The sequence below is a fragment of the Corallococcus sicarius genome (genome assembly GCF_003611735.1).
Taxonomy (GTDB): Bacteria; Myxococcota; Myxococcia; order Myxococcales; family Myxococcaceae; genus Corallococcus; species Corallococcus sicarius.
This window is the reverse complement of record NZ_RAWG01000043.1, coordinates 23,574-43,901: the sequence shown is the minus strand read 5'-3', so window position 1 is coordinate 43,901 and position 20,328 is coordinate 23,574. Positions and strand designations below refer to the sequence as shown.

The following is a 20,328-nucleotide window of genomic DNA, read 5'->3' as shown; positions in this document are numbered from 1 at the left end:
GATGTGGGGGTGGGGTGTGCTGGTGCTGAGCACGGCGTGTAGCGCGTCCCGGCCGGCGGTGACGCAGGCGGAGACCGGCACGGGGGGCTCGGGCTCCACCGAGGCGGGCCTCGCGTCCACCACGCGGCGCTACGTGGACGAGGACCTGGGCTTTGAAATCATCCGCCCCACGGCGGAGTGGCAGCTGGACGAGACGAACGAGCGCACCCCGGAGGGGCTCGCCATCCCGGTCATCCTGCGCCACCGCGGCTCGGGGGCCCAGGTGGTGCTCCAGGTGGCGCCCGGCGTGGCCACGCCCACCCAGTTCGCCGAGCGGCTGACGCAGGGCCTGCGCCAGCAGCCGGGCTTCACCACGTCGGACGTGCAGCCCATCGCGCTGTCGGACAACTCGGTGGGGTTCGACTTCCAGGTGGGGGAGGGCGTGCGCGGCAAGGTGGCCGTGCGCGAGGGCAACGGGGGCCGCGTGCTGATGATGCTGGCCACCTGGCCCACGGAGGTGTCCGAGGACGTGATGCAGAGCGTGGACACCCTGCTGGAGGGTGTCCGTCCGCTCCCGGAGCCGAGCGTGGCCGTGCGCGCGGTGCCCCGCGCGCCCGAAGCCGAGCCCGGCGACCCGCGCTAGCTAGCGGGCCGTCTTCGCCTTCGCGCGCTTCGCGGGCGCGGAGGCCTTGGGCTCAGGCAGCGTCGCGACGTCCGTGGCCCGCTGGCGCACCAGCTCCACCAGCGTGCGCGCGCCGACGCCGGTGGCGCCCTTGTTGAAGTAGCCGCGCTCCTTGGGGCTGTTGGACGGACCGGCGATGTCCAGGTGCACCCACGGCACGTCGCCGACGAACTCCTTGAGGAAGAGGGCCGCGTTGATGGCGCCGCCCCAGCGCTCGCCGGAGTTCTTCATGTCGGCGACCTCGGAGCGCAGCGCGTCCTTCTGCAGGTCGGTGACGGGCAGGCGCCACATCTCCTCGCCCGCGACCTTCGCGGCGTCCAGCACGCTGTTCACCGTGGCGTCGTCGTCGCCGAACGCGCCCACGATGTAGTTGCCCAGCGCCACCATGCACGCGCCCGTGAGGGTCGCGAGGTCGATGATGGCGGACGGCTCGTGCTCGCCGGCCCAGGTGAGAATGTCACCCAGGACGAGGCGGCCTTCGGCGTCCGTGTTGGTGATCTCCACCGTCTTGCCGGAGCGCGCGGTGAGGATGTCACCCGGCTTGTATGCGGTGCCGGACGGCATGTTCTCGCACGCGCCGATGAAGGCGTGCACCGGGAAGGGCGGCTTCACCACGCTGCCAATGACCTTCATGGCGGCCAGCACCGCGGCCGAACCCGCCATGTCCGTCTTCATCTCCACCATGCCCTCGGTGGGCTTGAGCGACAGGCCGCCGGAGTCGAAGGTGACGGCCTTGCCCACGAGCGCCAGCGGGGCGCGCTTCGCGTCCTTCGCGTTCTTCGGCGTGTAGACCAGGTGGATGAGCCGGGGCTCCTGCACGCTGCCGGCGGTGACGCCCAGGAACATGCCCATGTTCAGGCGTTCAATCTCCTTGCGCCCGCCAATCTCCGCCTGGAGGCCCGCTTCCTTCGCGGCCTGCTGCGCGGCCTGCGCCAGCCGGGACGGCGTGACGACGTTGGGGGGCTCGTTGACCAGGTCGCGCGCCCAGTTGACGGCCTCCGCCAGCTTGAGGCCCAGCGCGAGCGCGTCCTCCAGCGCGCGCGACTTCTCCGTGCCCTGGGGCAGGGTGAGGGTGGCGCGGGTGAGCTTGGGCGCTCCCTTCTCCTCGCGCGCGGCGGACTTGTACTTGTCGAAGCGGTAGACGCCCAGCTCCAGGCCCTCCACCGCGGCGCGCACGGCGGCCTCCGCGTTGTCGGTGGCGGGCAGCCGGAAGCCGATGGCGGTCGCCTTCAGCCGCTGCGCCGTCTTGGCCGCGCGGCCCGCGGCGAGCCGCAGCACCTCCGGCTGGAAGCGCGCGCGGTTGCCCAGGCCCAGGAGCAGGATGCGATCAGAGCCCAGGCGCCCCAGGGTGTGCAGCAGGAAGGATTGATCCCCCTTCCCCTTGAAGCCTTCCTGGGTGGCCGCGGCGCGCAGCTTGCCATCCAGGGCGGAGTCGGCGGTGGCCAGCGGCGCGGGGGCGGCATCACCCAGCTCGCCCTCGAAGAGGGGGATGACGAGCAGCTCACCGCTCACCGGCGCGGCGTCACCGGAGACGAGACTGAATTGCATGGCGACTTGGACTCCTGGACTGGATGGGAAGAAGAGGTGATCCGAAGGGCGCGACTGTAGACGCGCGCCGTGTTGCTCGCAAAGCGCTGGTTGCCACTCCGGCATTGCATTGCCCCGGCGCGCTGGATAGCTCTGGGTCCTCCATGCCCACCCTGTTGCTCCATCTGACGGCCATCGAACGGTTGGCGGCCCATCCCGACGGGCTCCCCGCGGACTGGGTGCGAGCGTTGTCGGAAGATCTGCCCTATGCGCGCTTCGGGGCGGCGCTGCCGGACCTGCCGCTGTGCGCGGGCGTGCGCGGGGGGCTGTCCATGCTGCTGCCGGAGGCTGGCTGGCCCCCCTTCGCGCGGCTGTACCACGAGCGCGCCCCGGTCGGCATGGGACTCAAGATGGCGGAGCTCGTCGCCACCGGGGCCCTCGTGGGCACCGAGGCGGGGCTGGCCATCCTCGCCGGCTACTTCACCCACCTGAGCCTGGACCGGCGCCTCCATCCGCTGGTGGACGCGCTGGTGCTGCGCCACCGCCGCAAGGGCGAGCGGGCCTGGGACGCGCGCCGGCAGGTGGAGTGGGCCCAGACGCTGTTCTACCTGCGCCAACTGGAGGGCTCGGACGGCGTGGGCACCTCGCGCCTGCGCGAGAAGTTCCAGGTGGTGAAGAGCGAGGGCATCCCGCTGCGCGGCATTGGCCGGGGCATCTACGAACTCGTGCGGCTGGCGTCGCAGGGGAGCGTGGGCGAGGCGCCCACCAAGGCGGACCTGGATGGCTGGGTGCGCGGCCTCTATGTCTCCGGCCTCTTCCTCTCCAGTCCCCTGGGACGCGTGCGGGCGCTGCCGGCGTACACGCAGCTGTCCTTCCAGGAGCTGTACCGCAATGACGTCTTCGACTTCGCGGCGGAGGTGGACGCCGCGTTGGACGTGACGCGCGGGTTGATCAAGAGGCTGCACGGGTACATGGCGCGAGGCACCTACACGCCCCGCACGCGCGCGCGCTTCTTCGAGGAGTTCCCCGAGGGGACCCTGGGGGCCACTGCCGCCTAGTGAACGTGCATCCACGCCGCGCGTCGGAGGCGATGTTCGCGTGGAGGGCATCCGGCCAATCGAGCCACGTACCGACGCCGGTGTCGCGCTATCCGAACCAGGGAGCGTTCCCTATCCTCGATAGGGAATGACGGTATTCCTCCTGATGGCGTCGGGCGTGATGGCGGGCGGGCTGGGCGCGCTGCTGGGCATTGGTGGCGGCATCGTGCTGGTGCCCGTGCTGGTGCTGGGCTTCGGCATCCCCCTGGAGCAGGCCGTCCCCGCGAGCCTGATGTGCGTGGTGGCCAATTCCTGCGCCGCCGCCGCCAGCTACGTGGAGAACAAGCTGAGTGACCTGCGGCTGGGGCTCACGCTGGAGCTCGCCACGGTGATGGGCGCCATCGTCGGCGGGCTCGTCGCGGCCTTCGTCGCGGAGGCGATGGTGGCGGTGGTGTTCGGCCTCTTCACGCTCTTCGTGTCGCTGCAGATGCTGCTGCTCCGCGCGCCGGTGCAGGAGCCGGTGACGACGACGCAGTACGTGCCCGTCAACTATCCGCTGGGCATCTCCGGCTCGTTCGTCGCGGGGGGCCTGTCGGCGCTCCTGGGCGTGGGCGGCGGCCCGCTGAAGGTGCCGCTGATGAGCTACGGCATGCGCGTGCCCTTCAAGGTGGCCAGCGCCACCAGCAACCTGATGGTGGGCGTCACCGGGGCCGCGAGCGTGGCGGCGTACGCGTGGCGCGGCCACCTGAACCTCGCGCTCGTGGCGCCCCTCGTTGTCGGGGTGCTGGCCGGTGCGTCGGTGGGCAGCCGCTGGATGCCGAAGGTTCCAACCGCGGTCTTGAAGAAGCTCTTCGCGGCGGTACTGCTTCTGGTGGCCGGCCAGATGCTTTGGAAGGGTGGGGAGGGGTTGTGGCCGAGTCTGTGGAAATGAACGAAGTCGGTCCCTTGATGCAGGGTGTGCACCCGTCGGTGAGGGGGGCTGAGCCCGCGCCTCCACCGCGCAACGCGCAGGCGCAGGCCGTGGCCCTGCCCGCGCAGGAGGCGTTCCCGGAGGCGTTCCCGGAGTCCTTTCCAGAGGCGTTCCCCGAAGAGCCCGTCACCCAGCCGGAGGGCCAGCCCCACGCGCGGCGGTGGGCAGCGCGTGCCAGCAGGGGGGAGCGGTGGATCGCGCGGATGCTGCGCACCGGGGCGGTGATGAGCGGTGGGATGTTCGTGGCGTCGCTCGCGCTGGAGCTGCTGCCGCGCGACGAGTCCGTGCACGTGGCCATCGACCTGTTGCGCAAGGGCGCGGCGTCCATGCTGCTGGTGACGCCGGTGGCGCGGCTCGCGATGGCGGGGACGCTGCTGGGCCTGCGCGGCGAGTGGCGCTACACCGCCATCGCCGCGGGGGTGCTGGGCCTGCTGGCGCTCGCGGTGGGCGCGGGCTTCCAGGCCTGACACACGCGGCGTAGAGGCCCACGCCGCGCGCGGTGACTACACGCCGCGCGCGGTGAAGTGCGCGAGGATGTTCTTCACCTTGGCCACGTCCTCGTGGCGGCCCTGGTCCTCGTACAGCGGCAGCACGGCCTCGAACTGCGCGCGGGCCGCGGGGAAGTCCTGGAGGTAGTAGCAGGACAGCCCCAGGTCCCAGCGGGCGCGGGCCTCGTAGACGTGGTCATGCAGGCCCTCGTACACGTCCACCGCGCGCAGCAGGTGCGGGCGCGCGTTGTCGTGGTGGCCCAAGAGCCCCTCGGACTCGCCCAGCAGCAGGTGGCCCAGCGCGAGCGCCTCCGGATCCTCGCCCTGCTCCAGGAGCGGCACGGCCTCCAGGAACCGCTTGCGCGCGGGCTCGTACTCGCCCTTGGCCATGCGCAGATCGCCAATGTCCAGCAGCAGCCGCGCCATGCGCTCCGTGTTGCGCGTCTGGCGGAAGAGGATGAGCGCCTCCTGGTACTTCTCCTCGGCGCCGTCCACCTCGCCCATCGCGCGCAGGGACTCGCCGATGCAGGCGCGGGTGAGCGCCTCGCCGTCGCGGTCCCTCGCCTCGTTGAAGAGGCCGGCGGCCAGGGCCATGTGCTCGATGGCGCCCCGGTGGTCCTCGAAGTGGGCCTTCACCACGCCCAGGCCGAAGAGGGCCTGCGCCTGGCCGGGCTTGTTGCCCGCCGTCTTGAAGAAGCGCAGCGCCTCTTCGTAGTGCTCGCGGCTGGCGGCGTGGTCCTCCAGCATCCCGTGCAGCTCCGCGAGCGTCACCAGCCCCTGGCCTACTTCAGCGGGGGCTCCGGTGATGCGCAGCGAGGCGAGCGCGTTCTGCTGCTTCTGGATGGCGTCGGCGATGTGGGCGCGTTCGGTGTCGGGCGGGTGCATGTCAGCTCTCGCTACCCTTGCGGCGCCGGGCGGCCCTGTCCAGCGAATCATGCTTCTCGCTGCCGTCAGCGCCATTGCCGTCCGGCTCGGGGTTTCCGTTGCGCTCGCTCTTCTCCTTCTCGTGGACGAGCAGCGGGGAGAAGAAGCAGTCCTTCTTCGTGTACTCGTCGAAGGCGAAGGCGAAGCGGTAGCTGGCCGCCGCGCGCTGGTTGCAGTCCGTGCGCTCGCAGAAGCGGCAGGAGATGCCGCTGGGGATGGCGTCCTTGCGCAGGTCGTTGGTGGGCAGGCCGTACGCCAGGTACTTCGCGTTCTCCGCGTGCGTGCCCAGGCCGATGGAGTACGCGGTGCCCTTCACGATGGAGCCTTCAATGGGCTGCAGCTGCACCTTCGCGAAGCAGAAGTACGTCGTGCCGTCCGGCATGATGGAGTACTGCCGGGTAATCTGCGACGGGTTGAGGAACGCCAGGTGCACCGCCCACTTCGCGCAAGAGCCGCCGCCCGACGCGAAGCGGATGCCGGTGCCGCTGTAGCGCTTGGAGATGTTGCCGGCGATGTCCGCGCGCAGGAAATGGAAGGGGATGCCCTGTCGCTTGGGGTCGGACAGGTTGCAGATGCGGTGCGCCACCGTCTCGTAGGTGGTGCCGAAGACGTTGGAGAGCAGCTCCACGTCGTAGCGCGTGCGCTGCACCTCCCGGAAGAACTCGCTGTAGGGCAGCATCAGCGCGCCCGCGAAGTAGTTCGCGAGGTTGACCTTGATGAGCCGCTCCGTCTCCCCGTGCCGCATGCGCCCGGCGCCCAGGATGCGCTCCACCAGCTTCTCGCGGTCCATCACCATCAAGCCGATGGAGGCGGCGATCTGGAACTTCAGGGGCTGTTCGGTGAGGTCCGGTGACAGCGTGAGCGTGCGCGCATCCAGGTCCAGCCTGCGCACCACGGACGAGCCGCTGTTGGCGCGCTCAATCCGCACCTTGTAGTCGAAGCGCTCCTCCAGCATGCGGGTGAGCTGGCTGCTGGTGATCTGCTGCTCCAGCCGGAAGTCGCGGCGCAGCCCCTCCGCCTGCTCCTCCAGCTCCGGGAAGTAGTTGCGGTGCTTCTCCAGGAAGTCGCTGACCTCGTCGAAGGGCGAGTAGTCGAACCGCACGCCCGGCGTGTTGCCCAGGCCGTTGCCGGAAGGGGAGCCCTGCGTGCGCGTGCGCTCCTCCACGTTGAGCTGCGCGAGCACGTTCTCCAGCTGCGTGCGCGTGTTCTTGTAGAGGTTGAAGAGGGCCGCGACGGTGCCGGCGAGCTTCGGCTCCGCGGAGAGCGACTGGAGCGACTCGGAGTCGATGTCCAGGCTCTTGAGCAGCGGTTCATCCAGCAGCTTCGCCAGGGCCTCGTCCACGCGGCCCTCGCCCAGCGTGGACATGAACTGTTCGGGGTCCTGCTCCAGGTAGCGCAGCGCCTTCCACAGCAGCGGGAAGGGCATGACCCGCTTGCCCTTCTCGATGAGGTTCAGGTACGCGGGCGAAACGCCCAGGTCCTTGGCGGCGTCCGCCTGCTTGATGTTGCGCTGCAACCGCAGGCCTCGAAGCTTCAGCCCCACGTTCGCGTTCAGAGCGTTGTCGTTGTTCATGGCTCCAGCCACCGGTGGGCCGCGTCAGACGACGTGTCCGACACCGGGTCTCTGGATCCACTCTGCAAATCGATTTACCGATTTGCAATAAACGTTTCTGCCTCGCCGGAGCGCTGTCCCACAGGCGACGCGCAGAGGGTTGACTGCCTCCCTCCTGGGCCAGGGCCTACGTAATCCCATGTAATCATGCGGCTTTCAGGTGTAGCCGGTGTGGGGAGCAGTCGCCCGCGCCGCACGTTGTCAAACCTTTACCAACGCGCTGCGGCAGAACTGGGGAAAAGTCAGTAAATCCGCGCACGGTTTTTTACAAAGGATGACGGGGCCCCTCAGGAGGCCTCTGGCGGCCGGCGGAACACGAGGGCGACGTTGGTGCCGCCGAAGCCGAAGGAGTTGCTCATGACGGCGTCCACGCGCTTTTCGCGGGCGACGTTGGGGATGCAGTCGAGCGGGATGCGCGGGTCCTGGTGCTCCAGGTTGATGGTGGGGGGGAGCACGCCCCGGGTGAGGGCCAGGATGCTGATGACGGCCTCGGCGGCGCCGGCCGCGCCGTTCATGTGGCCCGTCATGGACTTGGTGGAGGAGATGGCGAGCCGGGCGGCCGCGTCACCGAACACGCGGGCGATGCCCTGCATCTCCAGCAGGTCGCCGATGTCCGTCGAGGTGCCGTGCGCGTTGAGGTAGCCGATGGCGGACGGCTCCAGGCGCGCGTCCTTGAGGGCGGCCCGCATGGCGCGCTGGGCGCCCTCGTGCTCCGGGGCGGGGGCGGTGACGTGGTGGGCGTCGGAGCTGGCGCCGTAGCCCGCCACCTCCGCGAGGATGCGGGCGCCCCGGGCCCTGGCGACTTCGTACGCCTCCAGGATGAGGATGCCCGCGCCCTCCGCGAGCACGAAGCCGTCGCGGTCCCGGTCGAACGGGCGGCTCGCGGCCTGGGGGGCGTCGTTGCGCGTGGACAGGGCCTTCATCGCGGCGAAGCCGCCCACGCCCAGCAGGGAGATGGGGGCCTCCGCGCCGCCCGCCACGGCGGTGTCGAACTCGCCGCGCTGGATGCCGCGCAGGGCCTCACCGATGGCGTGGGCGCTGGTGGAGCACGCGGAGTTGGTGGACCACGAGGGGCCCTTGATGCCGTGGCGCATGGAGACGTAGCCGGGCGCCATGTTGATGATCATCTGGAGGATGAAGAAGGGGCTGATGCGGTCGGGCCCCTTCTCCAGCGCCTTCTGGTACGTCTCCTCCATGCTGCGGATGCCGCCGATGCCGGAGCCGATGATGGTCGCCACGCGCTCCGCGTTCTCGGGGGTGATGACGAGCCCGGCGTCGGCGATGGCCATGTCCGCCGCCGCCACCGCGAACTGCGCGAAGCGGTCCATGCGCCGCACCTCGCGCCGTTCGATGAAGTCCTCCGGTTGGAAGTCCTTCACCTCGCCGGCGAAGCGGCAGTCGAGCTTGCTGGCGTCAAACAGCGTGATGGGCCCCACGCCGCTGCGGCCGTGGATCAACGCGTCCCAGCTCTTCTCCAGGCCGGTGCCACACGGGCTGATGAGCCCCATCCCTGTCACCACGACGCGCCGCTGCTCCATGGAATGCTCCTTGACCCGGGTGTCTGAACGGGATGGTATTACGGTCATACTTCCATGAATTCAAGTCGTGAAGGAGCCCCGATGAGCGACCAGGCAACGAACCCGCGCACGCGGACGGTGACGTGGAAGGATCCCCGTGAGGGTGCCGCGGCGGCGAAGAAGCTGTCAGGGATGGAGTACCTGCGCGCCATCCAGCGGGGCGAGCTGCCGGGGCCTCCCATCGCGGAGCTGATGGGCTTCACGCTCGTGGACCTGGAGGAGGGCAAGGTGGTGTTCGGCGTGCAACCGGGCGAGCACCACTACAACCCGATTGGCATGGTGCACGGCGGGCTCGCGGCCACGCTGATGGACTCGGCGATGGGGTGCGCGGTCCACACGATGCTGCCGGTGGGCGCGGGGTACACCACGCTGGAGCTGCACGTGAACTACGTGCGGGGCATCGCGCATGACACGGGCCCTTTGCAGTGCCGGGGGGAGATCATCCACGTCGGGGGCCGGGTGGCCACGGCGCAGGGCCGGCTGACGGACGAGAAGGGGAACCTCTACGCCCACGGCACCACGACGTGCATGATCTTCCGGCCACAGCAGGCGGGCGCGAAGGAGTAGGGGGCCGGAGCGATGCGCTACACCACCGAGCACAAGCAGGCCACGCACGCGCGCATCCTGGCGGCCGCGGAGAAGCTGTTCCGCGCGGAGGGCTTCAGCGGGGCGAGCGTGGAGCGGGTGATGCGCGCCGCGGGCCTGACGGTGGGCGGCTTCTACGCGCACTTCGCCTCCAAGGAGGCGCTGCTCGCGGAGTCGCTGCACGCGTTCATGGACGAGCGCAAGGCGCGCTGGCTGGCGGGGCTGGAGGGGCTGCGGGGAACAGCGTTCCTGGATCACTTCGCGCGCCGCTACCTGAGCCTCTACAACCGGGACACCGGGCAGACGAGCTGCATGATGCCGTCGCTCCTGTCGGACCTGACGCGCGCGCCGGCGGAGGTCCAGGCGTCGTTTTCTGACGGGCTGGAGGAGCTGGTGGACGCGGCGGCAGTCCATCTGCCGGAGCGGGAGGGCGCGACGCCCCGGCAGCAGATGCTGGCGACGGTGGCGCTGTGCTTCGGCGCGATGACGCTCGCGCGGGCCACCGGTTCGCAGGCCGTGTCGGCGGAGCTCCTCGACGCGGCCCGGGCGATGCTGATTGCCGGTGCGCCGGTGCCGGACGCAGCGGTGCCTCGCTCCCGGCCCGTGCGGAAGACGGGCGGACAGCCTCGGGCAAAGCGCGCCAGCGCACCGGCGCCGGAACCGGGAACCGCGCCCACGCGACGTGTCCGCTCCTCACGGAAGAAACAGGCACGCTGAGGGAAGGGCGGCGTCGGAGCCGAGCCTGAGCGCCGCTCCAATGTACGGCGCCCACCTTCCGACGCTCATCGCCGTGTGCTGACACTCCGGGCTGGACGGCACGGGGTACGCCGTGGGGTCCTCTTGTCCGGACCGGGGGCAGCGAAAAAGGCGGTGCCGCGTGGATGGCTTGAAGACGAGGGTGCCTCGCGCGGTGCTGCTCCTCTTCGCGCTCACCCTGGGGGCCTGCGCCACCGCGCGTCCTTCGCTGCCCCGGCGGGACGTGGCGGCGCTTCGCTACAACGTCACGTACACGCGGGAGCCCACAGCGGGCCTGGACGTGGAGATCGTCCTGCTGCCGTCGTCCCCCCGCGACTTCCTCTTCCGCGAGCCGGAGCGCGTGGACTCCGTATGGGCCTGGCGCGAGGACGGCTCCGCGCGCTCGCTGCGCGTGCATGACGGCGCGGTGCACGTGCCCTCCGGGACGCGCTTCGTGCGCTACCGCTACCCGCTGGAGTCCCACGCGAAGGGCGGCCATCGCGCGTTCTTCTCCGGCATGGGGGAAGGGGACGCGTGGCACCTGGCCGGCAAGGCCTACCTGCTGCGCCCGCGCTCTGTGACGCCCGACCTGCGCGTGGAGTTCACCGTGTCCGGCACGGACGCGCTCCTGCCCTGGTTCGCGGACGACGCGGGCGTGTATCACCTGCGCGGTGAGGACCTCGTGGACTCGGGCTTCCACGGCTTCGGCGGTCGCAGGTGCGAAGTCCGCGCCGGTGCCTCCGTCGTGGAGGTCGCGCTGCTGGGCCACTTCACGCACCTGACGGACGCGGACGTGTGCGCCTGGCTCGCGCAGGCCGCGCGCGAGGTGGGCACCGTGCGCAAGACGTTCCCGCATCCGCGCATCACCGTGCGTGTCGTGCCCGTGCCGGGCGAGGCGGAGCCCGCCCTCTTCGGCATGCTCCAGCCAAGCTCTCCCCCCAGCATCTCCATCCTCGTGGGCCAGGACACCACCGCCGCGTCCTTCACCGGCGACTGGATCGCCGTGCACGAGATGCTGCACCTGACGCACCCCACGCTGATGCCGCGCGTGGCGTGGCTCACCGAGGGGCTGGCCACCTACTACACGGAGGTCGCCCGCGCCCGCTCCGGACGTCAGACGGCCGAGCGCGCGTGGCAGGAGCTGACGGAGGGCTTCGCGCGCGGTCAGTCCGCCGCGGGCTCGCGCACCATGGCGGAGGTCGTCGCGGAGGAGCGCAACTGGCTGGGCGTCTACTGGACCGGTGCCCACTTCGCGCTGCTCCTGGACGTGGAGCTGCGGCGCGTGACGCAGGGGAAGCAGCGCCTGGACGACGTGCTGGAGCTGCTCGCGACGCGCGGCTCCACGTCCTCGCTCGCGGGCTTCGGCGCCGCCGTGGACACCGTCGCAGGGCAGCCCCTCTTCGACGCGCTGCTCGCCCACCAGCTCTCAGTTCCGGCTTTCTCTGACCTGGGAACTTTGTTAGACCGTCTTGGAGTCCAGATTGACCCGGGTGGCGTCAAGCTGCTCGCTGCCCCGGAGAGCGCCTTGCGTGAAGCGGTGGAGGGTGGACGGCCCTCGGATGACGCGGGGTGAACACTGGGAATGGGGCAGGGCCGTAACCGTTCCGGCGGGTGTCGCGTATCGCATGCATCCGCGAGGTCCGCGGCATCCGTAGAAGAGGTCCGTCATGTTCCGCAGCGTCCTGATGCTCGCCGCCGTCCTGTCGCTCCCCGCGACCGCCGCGGAGCCCACCCCCGCACCCGCCGCCGCGAAGACGTTCGTCTTCAACGACCCCAATGGCCGCGACACGGTGATGTTCGTGCTGGACGCGCCCCTGGAGGTCATCAACGGCCTGTCCAACCAGGTGAAGGGCCGCGTGGAGGTGAAGGGACAGAAGGCCAGTGGCCGATTCCAGGTCCCGGTGGTCTCCATCAAGACGGGCAACGACACGCGCGACGGACATCTGCGCAACGACCGCTGGCTGGACGCGGCGAAGTCGCCGGACATCATCTTCGAGTTCAAGGACGTGGCCCTGCCCGCGCCGCTCGCCAATGCGAAGCCGGTGACGGTGAAGGCGAAGGGCTCCTTCACCGTGCACGGCGTGACGCGCGAGGAGCCGGTGGAGGTCACCGCCACGTACCTGCAGGAGACGGCGGAGACGAAGCACCGCGCCGCCGGTGAATTGCTGCGCGTGCGCGCGAAGTTCCAGCTTCCCCTGGAGTCCTACGGCATCCAGCGCACCGAGGCGCTGGTGCTGAAGGTGGGCGAGAAGGCGGATGTCACCGTCGACGCCTGGGGCTCCACGCAGTTCAAGCCGTAGACGCTTTTCCCGTAGTCATCCCCCCGCGGTACGAAAGGAAGCAACACCATGAACGTCAAGGCCCTTGCAGCGGTTGTCGGCACCCTCTCCCTCGGCGCGCTGGCCACCGGCTGTGCCTCGAACAAGGCCGCGGAGGGCACGCAGGCCGCCTCGTCCGAGAAGGCCGCCGAGGCCAACTGCAGCGCGAAGCCCGCCGAGGCGCAGGGCACCGAGGCCACGCAGCCCGCCGCCACCCCGGAGAAGGGCGCCGAGGGCAGCTGCGGCTCCGGTTCCTGCAGCCACAAGAAGTAGGCATCGCCAGCGGAGGGCCCGGAAGGTCGGGTCCCTCCCTTGCTCGCGGGCGGTGGGAAGACTCCTTCCTGCCGCCCGTGTTGTTTTCACCCCGCCCGCGCGCGGCTCCGCCCGGAGGTCCCTTCGCATGTCGCCCCGCTATTCACACCGCCATGGGTTGAAGCCGCTGGGGGCGGGCATCGGACTGCGCCGCGACTTCTACGAAGCGCTGCCGCGCACCGCCCGCGCGCTGGACTGGGTGGAGATCATCCCGGAGAACTTCCTGTCGCTGGGTGGCCGCCCCCAGCGAGCGCTGGACGCGTGCCGCGAGCGCTGGACGCTCCTGCCGCACGGCGTGGGGCTCAACATCGGCGGGCCGGACGCGCTGGACGACGACTACGTCACGCGGCTCGCCGGGCTGGTGAAGCGCCTGGATGCGCCGTTCTTCTCGGATCACCTCTGCTACTCGCGCCTGGGCGGCGTGCACCTGCATGACCTGTTGCCGCTGCCCTTCACGGAGGAGGCGGTGGAGCACGTGGTGCCGCGCGTGCGCGAGGTGATGGCGCGCGTGGAGCGGCCCTTCCTGCTGGAGAACCCCAGCTACTACGCGGCCATGCCGGGCGGCACGCTCCAGGAGGCGGACTTCCTGCGCCAGGTGGTGGAGGGCGCGGACTGCGGGCTGCTCCTGGACGTGAACAACGTCTGGGTCAACGCGAAGAACCACGGCTATGACCCGCGCGCCTTCGTGGACGCGCTGCCGCTGGAGCGCGTGGTGCAGGTGCACCTGGCCGGCCATGACGTGGGCGAGCGCGTGCTCATCGACACGCACGGCGACCGCGTCTGCGACGACGTGTGGGCGCTGTACCGCTACACGCTGGAGCGCACCGGCCCGGTGTCCACGCTGATTGAGTGGGATCAGGCCATCCCGTCGCTGGACGCCGTCCTGGACGAAGCGGATCAGGCGCGGAGCGTGCTCGCGGAGGTGTCGCGATGAAGCCCGCGCTGAAGCACTTCTTCGACAGCATGGATGCGTACCTCGCGGGGCCGCACGGCGCGGAGGGATTGTCGAAGCTGTCCGCGGCGCACCCGGGCTGGGAGGTCGCGCCCGAGCGCATGGCGCTCTACGGCCAGTTCGTGCGCGGCCACGTGCGCTCCACGCTGGAGAAGCTCTTCCCGCTCACGCGCCAGGCGCTGACGGCCGAGGCGTGGGACGCGCTGGTGGAGGGCTACACGCGCACGCGGCCCGCGCGGCACCACGAACTCAACCGGCTGGGCGAGGGCTTCGCGCCCTTCGTCGCGGAGGCCGCCGGGCAGAAGGCGCTGCCGCCGTTCCTGCCCGCGCTGGCGCGCTTCGAGTGGACGGACTTCGCGGTGTTCGCCTCCGAGGAGGTCATCCCGGAGCGCGTGGAGCAGCTCACGCCGAACCCCACGCTGGCCGTGCTGGAGCAGCCCTATCGGCTCTGTGCGTACGTGCGCTCGCAGGACCGTGGCGCTGGCCCTGTGGCCGGTGACGAGCTGGCGCTGCTGTGGCGCCATCCGGAGCGGCTCGTCACTTTCTACATGGAGGCCACACCGCCCGCGCTGCTGGTGCTGAAGATGGCCGTGGAGGGCCTGTCCGAGGACGCGGTCGCCCAGGCCACCGGCATGGCCGCGACGGCCGTCCACGCGGAGGTGGTGCGCTTCGCGGTGGACGGACTGGTGCTGCGGCCCGCGGGGTAGGGCGGAGGAGGGCGGATCCGCCATCGGAGATTTCCAACAGGAGGCAGGCGGGCATGACGCTTCGCGCTGGCCTCGGGGGCCCGGTCGGGGAGAAGAATGGGGGACGTCGTTTCCCACCGTGAGGTCCCCGCCATGCGCGTCATCAACTTCAACGCCGGCCCCGCCGGTCTGCCCCTGCCAGCCCTCGAGCAGGCCCGGGATGAGCTGCTCGACTTCCACGGCACGGGCATGTCCATCATGGAGCACAGCCACCGGGGCAAGGACTACGAGGGCGTCCACGACGAGGCCATCGCGCTGCTCACGGAGCTGCTGGGCATCCCGTCCACGCACGAGGTCCTGTTCCTCACCGGCGGCGCGTCCCAGCAGTTCGCCCAGGTGCCCATGAACTTCCTGTCGCCGGGCGCCTCCGCCGACTACCTGATGACGGGCGTCTGGAGCGAGAAGGCCCTGGACGAGGCGAAGTTCTTCGGCACGCCCCGCGTCGCGGCCACCACCGTGCAGGCGGACAAGCGCTACCAGCGCGTCCCCAAGCAGTCCGAGCTGCAGCTCGACCCCCGCGCCGCCTACGTGCACCTGACGAGCAACAACACCATCTTCGGCTCGCAGTGGCACACCTTCCCGGACGTGGGGAGCGTGCCGCTGGTGGCGGACATGAGCTCCGACTTCCTCTGGCGGCCCACCGACGTGAGCCGCTTCGCGTTCATCTACGCGGGCGCGCAGAAGAACCTGGGGCCCTCCGGCGTCACGCTGATCATCGCGGCGAAGGACTTCCTCGCGAAGGGCCGCAAGGACATCCCCAAGTACTTCCGCTACACGACCCACTCGGAGAACCACTCGCTCTACAACACGCCCCCCACGCTCGCCATCTACCTGGTGCGCAACGTGCTCGCGTGGGCGAAGGAGCTGGGCGGCCTGCCCGCGCTGGAGCAGCGCAACCGCGAGAAGGCGGACCTGCTCTACGGCGCCATCGACCGCAACGCCGGCTTCTACCGGGCCCCCGTGGAGCGCGAGTCCCGTTCAGTGATGAACGTCGTCTTCCACCTTCCCACCGAGGAGCTGGATGCGGCCTTTGTCGCGCAGGCGAAGCAGGCGCAGATGGTGGGACTCAAGGGCCACCGCACCGCCGGCGGCATCCGCGTGTCGATGTACAACGCGGTTTCGCCGCAGGACGTCAAAACGCTGACGTCCTTCATGGATCACTTCGTGAAGATGCACGGGTAGGCTCACGTCGACATTGCGCAGAACAACCTGGAGGCATTCCATGAAGAAGACGCTGACCGCCGTGCTGCTGTCCCTGACGCTCGCCGCGCCCGTCATGGCCAAGGACATCGCCGGGGTGAAGTACCCGGACACCGCCACGGTGAATGGCAAGGAGCTCAAGCTCAACGGCGTCGGCCTGCGCAAGAAGGCCATCTTCAAGGTCTACACCGTGGGCCTGTACGTGGAGACGCCGTCGAAGGACGCCGCCCAGATTCTCGCCGCGGATGAGATCAAGCGCGTGCGCATGTTCATGAAGCGCGACCTCAAGAAGGACCAGATCACCGAGGCCATCGAGAACGGCTTCAAGAAGAACGCGGGCGCCAACCTGCCCAAGCTCCAGGCCCGCCTGGACACCTTCAAGGCCGCCATCCCCGCGGAGATCAAGGAAGGCGAGGAGCTGATCCTCACCTACATCCCCGGCAAGGGCACCAACGTGCAGACCAAGGGCGGTCCGGCCATCGACGTGGAGGGCAAGGACTTCGCGGACGCCCTCTTCTCCGTGTGGCTGGGCAAGGACCCCGTGGACGGTGGCCTCCGCGACGGGATGCTGGGCAAGGAAGACTGACGCACCCCGCCTGACCCGTCTTGCGGCCTGCGCCCCGCGAGGTCCCTCCTTCCCGGAGGGCCCCTCCGCGGGGCGTCGTCGTTTCTTCGCCCCATTGCTTCAGTGGTGGACAGCGCGGGGCGTCAGGGCCGCTGGCCTGCAGTTGACGCTGGAATGCCCTGGCAGGTCGGGCGTTGATGCGCGCCGAGACGACCCCACCCCTTGTTCGTGCTGGAGAACGTTGTGAAGCGACTGGCCCTGTTCGCTGCCTCCTGTGTCCTTGGCGCCGCCTGCAAGACGGCGGAGCCCACCCCTGAGCCTTCCCGGGCCTCCACCCCTCCTGTGGCCGCCACCGCCTCAGCGCCGGCCGCGCAGCAGTCCACCCCGGCCGCCGCCGCCGTGCCCCCGGGCGAGCGCGCGATGCCGCCCGGCCTGGACGCCGCGGTGATGGATCCGTCCGCGAACCCCTGTGAGGACTTCTACGCCTACGCCTGTGGCGGCTGGCTGAAGACCACGGAGATCCCCCCCGAGCGCGCGCGCTGGAGCCGCGGCTTCGAGACCGTGGCCGAGCGCAACCAGACCGTGCTGCGCGACATCCTCACCGGCATCGCGGAAGGCAAGGGTGAGGGCACGCCGGAGGAGAAGCTGCTGGGTGACTACTACGGCGCCTGCATGGACGAGCCGAAGCTGGAGCAGTCGCTGCCCGTCCTGCGCACGTACCTGTCGAAGCTCACCGGGCTCAAGAGCCCGCAGGACGTGGCGAAGGCGGTGGCGTGGCTGCACGCGCGCGACGTGCAGGCCCTCTTCAAGGTGTACTCGGATCAGGACCAGAAGGACTCGACGAAGGTCATCGCCGTGGTGGGCACGGGCGGCATGGGCCTGCCGGACCGCGACTACTACCTGAAGCCCGACCTGAAGATGCGCGAGGCCCGCGCCGTCTACCAGGCGCACGTGCAGAAGGTCTTCGAACTGCTGGGTGACGCGCCCTTCGTCGCCAGCCGCAAGGCCACGGGCATCCTCGCCATCGAGACGCGGCTCGCCACCGCGGCGCTCCCCAAGGAGGAGACGCGCGAGCCGGAGAAGGTCTACCACCGGCTGGAGCGCCAGGGCCTCAAGAAGCTGGCGCCCGCCTTCCAGTGGGACACCTACTTCGCGGAGGTGGGCCTGCCCCCGGGCGACGCGCTCAACGTGACGCAGCCGAAGTTCTTCGCGGAGGTGTCCGCGCTGGTGCGCCAGCAGCGGCCCTCCGACATGGGCCCGTACCTCTCCTATCACTTCGTGAAGGAGGTGCAGACGACGCTGCCCAAGGCGGTGCGCGACGAGTTCTTCCGCTTCGAGTCCTCCGTCCTCACCGGCGCGAAGGTGGACCTGGCGCGCTGGAAGAAGTGCGTGGAGGTCACCGACGACGCGCTGCCGCACGCGCTCGCCAAGCCCTTCATCGCGCGCACCTTCGGCGCCGAGGGCAAGGCCACCACCCTGGACATGGTCCAGCAGATTGAGCAGTCCTTCGAGCGCAACCTGGACACGCTGAAGTGGATGGACGCGGAGACCAAGGCGCAGGCGCTGGTGAAGGTGCGGAAGATCACCAACAAGATTGGCTACCCGGACCAGTGGCGCCGCTATGACGGCCTGGAAATCCGGCGCGACTCGTTCCTGGACAGCTACCTGGCGGCGGATGCGTTCGAACAGGCGCGCAAGCTGCGCAAGGTGGGCCAGCCGGTGGACCCCACCGAGTGGTTCATGTCGCCGCCCACGGTGAACGCCTACTACAACGCGGCCACCAACGAGATCGCCTTCCCCGCGGGCATCCTCCAGCCGCCCTTCTTCAACCGGGAGGCGACCGCGCCGGTGAACTTCGGCGCCATGGGCATGGTGGTGGGCCACGAAATCACCCACGGCTTCGACGACGAGGGCCGCCAGTTCGACGCGGAGGGCAACCTGCGCACGTGGTGGACCCCGGCGTCCGACAAGGCCTTCCGCGAGCGCGTGGCGTGCGTGCGGAATCAGTACGACGGCTACACGGCGGTGGACGAGGTGAAGGTGAACGGCCGGCTCACGCTGGGCGAGAACGTGGCGGACCTGGGCGGCCTCAAGCTGGCGTACGCGGCGATGGAGGCGTACCTGGCGAAGCACCCGGACCAGGCGGCGAAGGCGACGTCCTACCGCTTCACCCCGGGCCAGCAGTTCTTCCTCGCGCACGCGCAATCGTGGTGCTCGAAGATTCGTAACGAAGCGGCGAGGCAGCGGGCGCTGACGGACTCACATGCGCCCGCGTTCCTGCGCGTCAATGGTCCGGTGACGAACCTGCCGCAGTTCCAGCAGGCGTTTTCCTGCCAGCAGGGAACGAAGATGGTCGCTCCCGCTGCGAATCGCTGTGAGGTCTGGTAAGGCTCCGGCCTTTTTCGAGGGAGGACGGCATGGGAATCTGCTCGTGGCTGGTGTTGGGTGGTATCGCGGGTTGGCTGGCCAGCATCATCAAGGGCACCAATGCCCGGATGGGGATGCTCGCCAACATCGTCGCCGGCATCGTGGGCGCGATGCTGGGCGGCTGGGTGTTCAGCTTCTTCGGGGGCCGGGGCGTGACGGGCTTCAACCTGTACTCGCTGCTGGTGGCCACGGTGGGCGCGGTCCTCCTGCTGTCCATCCTGCAAGCCATCCGGAAATAGCTGGCAGGGCCCCTCGCCCCGCGGCTTTCGCCTAGAAGAGCGAGAGCTGGGGCGAGGTGGAGGCCCGCGTCGGACGCCGGAAGGTGTCCGGCGCGGCCTCCGTGATGGACGAGGCGCGCATGCCCACCTTGCGCGCCGAGGTCGCGAAGAGCTGGTGGATGGTCTGTGCGTACAGCCCCTCGCCGCGCATGCGGTGCTTGAAGCGGCTGTCGGTGAGCTCCCCGCCGCGCGTCTCGCGGATGCGGTGCAGCACCCGGTCCGCGCGCAGGGGCAGCTTCGCGCGCAGGCGCTCCTCGAAGACTTGCTGCACGGGCCCTGGCAGCCGCAGCAGCGTGTAGTGCGCGCGCGTAGCCCCGGCCTCCCGCGCGGACGCGAGCACCCGCGCGATGTCCTCGTCGTTGAGCCCCGGGATGATGGGGGCCACGGACACGGCCACGTCGATGCCGGCCTCCGCGAGCTTCCGGATGGTGCCCAGCCGCCGCTTCGGCGTGGCGACGAGCGGCTCCATGGCGCGCGCCAGCTCCTCGTTGTGGAAGGGCAGGCTGATGCTCACGGACAGCCGCGCCTCGCCCGCGAGCCGCTGGAGGACGTCCAAGTCGCGTTCAATCAGCACGCCCTTGGTGATGATGCCCACGGGGTTGCGGTACTCGGCGCAGACCTCCAGGCACTGGCGGGTGAGCCGCAGCGACGCCTCCAGGGGCTGGTAGCAGTCGGTGACGCCGCTGAAGACGACGGTCTCCCCCTTCCAGGACGGGCGCTCGAAGTGCTCGCGCAGCAGCTCCGGGGCCTGGGGTTTGAAGACGAGGCGCGTCTCGAAGTCGGTGCCCGCGCCGAAGTCCAGGTACTGGTGCGTGGGCCGCGCGTAGCAGTAGGCGCAGGCGTGGAGGCAGCCCCGGTACGGGTTGACGCTCCAGGAGAAGCACACGTCGGGGCTGTCGTTCTTCGCCACCACCGAGCGGCTGTGGTCCTCGTAGATCTCCAGCCGGGCAGGCGGGATTTCATCCAGGTACTCCACCGCGGTGCTCGCCCAGGGGTTGGGCGGATTGTCGACGGGACGGGGTTTCACCGGTCCACGGTGTGGCTGAATGCGCGTTCAGTCAAGGCGTTCTGATTTGAAATTCCTGGGACGGCTCCTCGCCTTGAGCGCTCTCCCTATTGAAGGTCCCACACACGAGGAGAACGCCATGCCGGGAATCAACATCAAGAACATCCCACTCCCCACTGCTTCCAAGAATGGCTCCACGCCAACGCAGGAGCCGGACACCCGCGGCAAGGAAGAGCCCTCCACCGGCGGCACCACGCCCCCTTCGACGGGGACCGGGGTGATGGGCGGGGTGGCGGGTGTCTTGAACAAGGCCTTCGAGGAGAAGCGCAACAGCGACACGTTCGGGTAACGCCCGGGCCGCTCCCACCGGCTCCCGAGCAGCACGGCTCGGGAGCCGGCTTCTTCGAC

At 69.8% G+C, this 20,328-nt stretch carries 21 protein-coding genes; 16 read left to right on the top strand and 5 right to left on the bottom strand.

Annotated elements, in window-relative coordinates:
* Position 1 precedes the first annotated feature (1 nt).
* A complete protein-coding gene (locus D7X12_RS09490; protein WP_120624944.1) occupies positions 2–622 on the top strand; it encodes a hypothetical protein in 621 nt (206 codons plus the stop codon).
* On the opposite strand, the gene D7X12_RS09485 is transcribed toward D7X12_RS09490, so the two are convergent.
* Complete coding sequence (locus D7X12_RS09485) at positions 623–2,209, bottom strand: leucyl aminopeptidase (protein WP_120624943.1); 1,587 nt, start codon at positions 2,207–2,209, stop codon at positions 623–625. It lies immediately after the preceding gene.
* 143 nt (positions 2,210–2,352) lie between these two features.
* Between D7X12_RS09485 and D7X12_RS09480 the strand changes: the two genes are divergently transcribed.
* The 3 genes from D7X12_RS09480 to D7X12_RS44165 all read left to right on the top strand — a co-directional run bounded on the left by D7X12_RS09480 (position 2,353) and on the right by D7X12_RS44165 (position 4,662).
* Positions 2,353–3,246 carry a hypothetical protein gene (locus D7X12_RS09480; protein ID WP_120624942.1) on the top strand — a complete coding sequence of 298 codons (894 nt, stop codon included), beginning with the start codon at positions 2,353–2,355 and terminating at the stop codon, positions 3,244–3,246.
* A 127-nt stretch (positions 3,247–3,373) separates the two neighbouring features.
* The gene (locus D7X12_RS09475) at positions 3,374–4,156 is read left to right on the top strand and encodes a sulfite exporter TauE/SafE family protein (protein WP_120624941.1); all 783 of its coding nucleotides are present in this window, start codon (positions 3,374–3,376) and stop codon (positions 4,154–4,156) included.
* Entirely contained in the window at positions 4,153–4,662 is a 510-nt protein-coding gene (locus D7X12_RS44165) for a hypothetical protein (protein ID WP_244224452.1), read from the top strand. The genes D7X12_RS09475 and D7X12_RS44165 overlap by 4 nt, the downstream gene beginning before the upstream one ends.
* A 36-nt stretch (positions 4,663–4,698) precedes the next feature.
* Here D7X12_RS44165 and D7X12_RS09465 read toward each other — a convergent pair whose 3' ends face one another.
* The 3 genes from D7X12_RS09465 to fabF all read right to left on the bottom strand — a co-directional run bounded on the left by D7X12_RS09465 (position 4,699) and on the right by fabF (position 8,757).
* A complete protein-coding gene (locus tag D7X12_RS09465; protein ID WP_120624940.1) occupies positions 4,699–5,568 on the bottom strand; it encodes a tetratricopeptide repeat protein in 870 nt (289 codons plus the stop codon).
* 1 nt (position 5,569) lies between these two features.
* On the bottom strand, positions 5,570–7,180 hold the full coding sequence (locus tag D7X12_RS09460) for a helix-turn-helix domain-containing protein (protein ID WP_120624939.1): 1,611 nt from the start codon (positions 7,178–7,180) through the stop codon (positions 5,570–5,572).
* 326 nt (positions 7,181–7,506) lie between these two features.
* Complete coding sequence (gene fabF / locus D7X12_RS09455; RefSeq protein ID WP_120624938.1) at positions 7,507–8,757, bottom strand: beta-ketoacyl-ACP synthase II; 1,251 nt, start codon at positions 8,755–8,757, stop codon at positions 7,507–7,509.
* 81 nt (positions 8,758–8,838) lie between these two features.
* Between fabF and D7X12_RS09450 the strand changes: the two genes are divergently transcribed.
* The 11 genes from D7X12_RS09450 to D7X12_RS09400 all read left to right on the top strand — a co-directional run bounded on the left by D7X12_RS09450 (position 8,839) and on the right by D7X12_RS09400 (position 18,875).
* Positions 8,839–9,363, top strand: coding sequence for a PaaI family thioesterase (locus D7X12_RS09450; protein ID WP_120624937.1), 525 nt, complete (start codon positions 8,839–8,841; stop codon positions 9,361–9,363).
* 12 nt (positions 9,364–9,375) lie between these two features.
* Positions 9,376–10,098 (top strand): TetR/AcrR family transcriptional regulator, encoded by a 723-nt coding sequence (locus D7X12_RS09445; RefSeq protein WP_120624936.1) that lies wholly within the window; start codon positions 9,376–9,378, stop codon positions 10,096–10,098.
* 160 nt (positions 10,099–10,258) lie between these two features.
* Positions 10,259–11,689 (top strand): M61 metallopeptidase family protein, encoded by a 1,431-nt coding sequence (locus tag D7X12_RS09440; RefSeq protein ID WP_208718905.1) that lies wholly within the window; start codon positions 10,259–10,261, stop codon positions 11,687–11,689.
* Between the two features lie 94 nt (positions 11,690–11,783).
* Positions 11,784–12,416: a YceI family protein gene (locus tag D7X12_RS09435; RefSeq protein ID WP_120624934.1), complete on the top strand. Its 633-nt coding sequence runs from the start codon at positions 11,784–11,786 to the stop codon at positions 12,414–12,416.
* Between the two features lie 48 nt (positions 12,417–12,464).
* Positions 12,465–12,707 carry a hypothetical protein gene (locus D7X12_RS09430; protein WP_120624933.1) on the top strand — a complete coding sequence of 81 codons (243 nt, stop codon included), beginning with the start codon at positions 12,465–12,467 and terminating at the stop codon, positions 12,705–12,707.
* Positions 12,708–12,834: 127 nt separating this feature from the next.
* Positions 12,835–13,680 (top strand): MNIO family bufferin maturase, encoded by an 846-nt coding sequence (bufB, locus tag D7X12_RS09425; RefSeq protein ID WP_120624932.1) that lies wholly within the window; start codon positions 12,835–12,837, stop codon positions 13,678–13,680.
* Positions 13,677–14,405 carry an HvfC/BufC N-terminal domain-containing protein gene (locus tag D7X12_RS09420; RefSeq protein ID WP_120624931.1) on the top strand — a complete coding sequence of 243 codons (729 nt, stop codon included), beginning with the start codon at positions 13,677–13,679 and terminating at the stop codon, positions 14,403–14,405. Before bufB ends, D7X12_RS09420 begins: the two co-directional genes overlap by 4 nt.
* A gap of 132 nt (positions 14,406–14,537) precedes the next feature.
* Positions 14,538–15,626, top strand: coding sequence for a 3-phosphoserine/phosphohydroxythreonine transaminase (serC, locus tag D7X12_RS09415; RefSeq protein ID WP_120624930.1), 1,089 nt, complete (start codon positions 14,538–14,540; stop codon positions 15,624–15,626).
* Positions 15,627–15,666: 40 nt separating this feature from the next.
* A complete protein-coding gene (locus tag D7X12_RS09410) occupies positions 15,667–16,230 on the top strand; it encodes a chalcone isomerase family protein (protein ID WP_120624929.1) in 564 nt (187 codons plus the stop codon).
* 222 nt (positions 16,231–16,452) lie between these two features.
* A complete protein-coding gene (locus D7X12_RS09405) occupies positions 16,453–18,597 on the top strand; it encodes a M13 family metallopeptidase (RefSeq protein WP_244224450.1) in 2,145 nt (714 codons plus the stop codon).
* A 29-nt stretch (positions 18,598–18,626) separates the two neighbouring features.
* Entirely contained in the window at positions 18,627–18,875 is a 249-nt protein-coding gene (locus D7X12_RS09400; protein ID WP_120624927.1) for a GlsB/YeaQ/YmgE family stress response membrane protein, read from the top strand.
* A 31-nt stretch (positions 18,876–18,906) separates the two neighbouring features.
* On the opposite strand, the gene D7X12_RS09395 is transcribed toward D7X12_RS09400, so the two are convergent.
* Positions 18,907–19,941 carry a PA0069 family radical SAM protein gene (locus D7X12_RS09395; RefSeq protein WP_120624926.1) on the bottom strand — a complete coding sequence of 345 codons (1,035 nt, stop codon included), beginning with the start codon at positions 19,939–19,941 and terminating at the stop codon, positions 18,907–18,909.
* A 118-nt stretch (positions 19,942–20,059) separates the two neighbouring features.
* Between D7X12_RS09395 and D7X12_RS09390 the strand changes: the two genes are divergently transcribed.
* Entirely contained in the window at positions 20,060–20,269 is a 210-nt protein-coding gene (locus D7X12_RS09390; RefSeq protein ID WP_120624925.1) for a hypothetical protein, read from the top strand.
* Positions 20,270–20,328 lie beyond the last annotated feature (59 nt).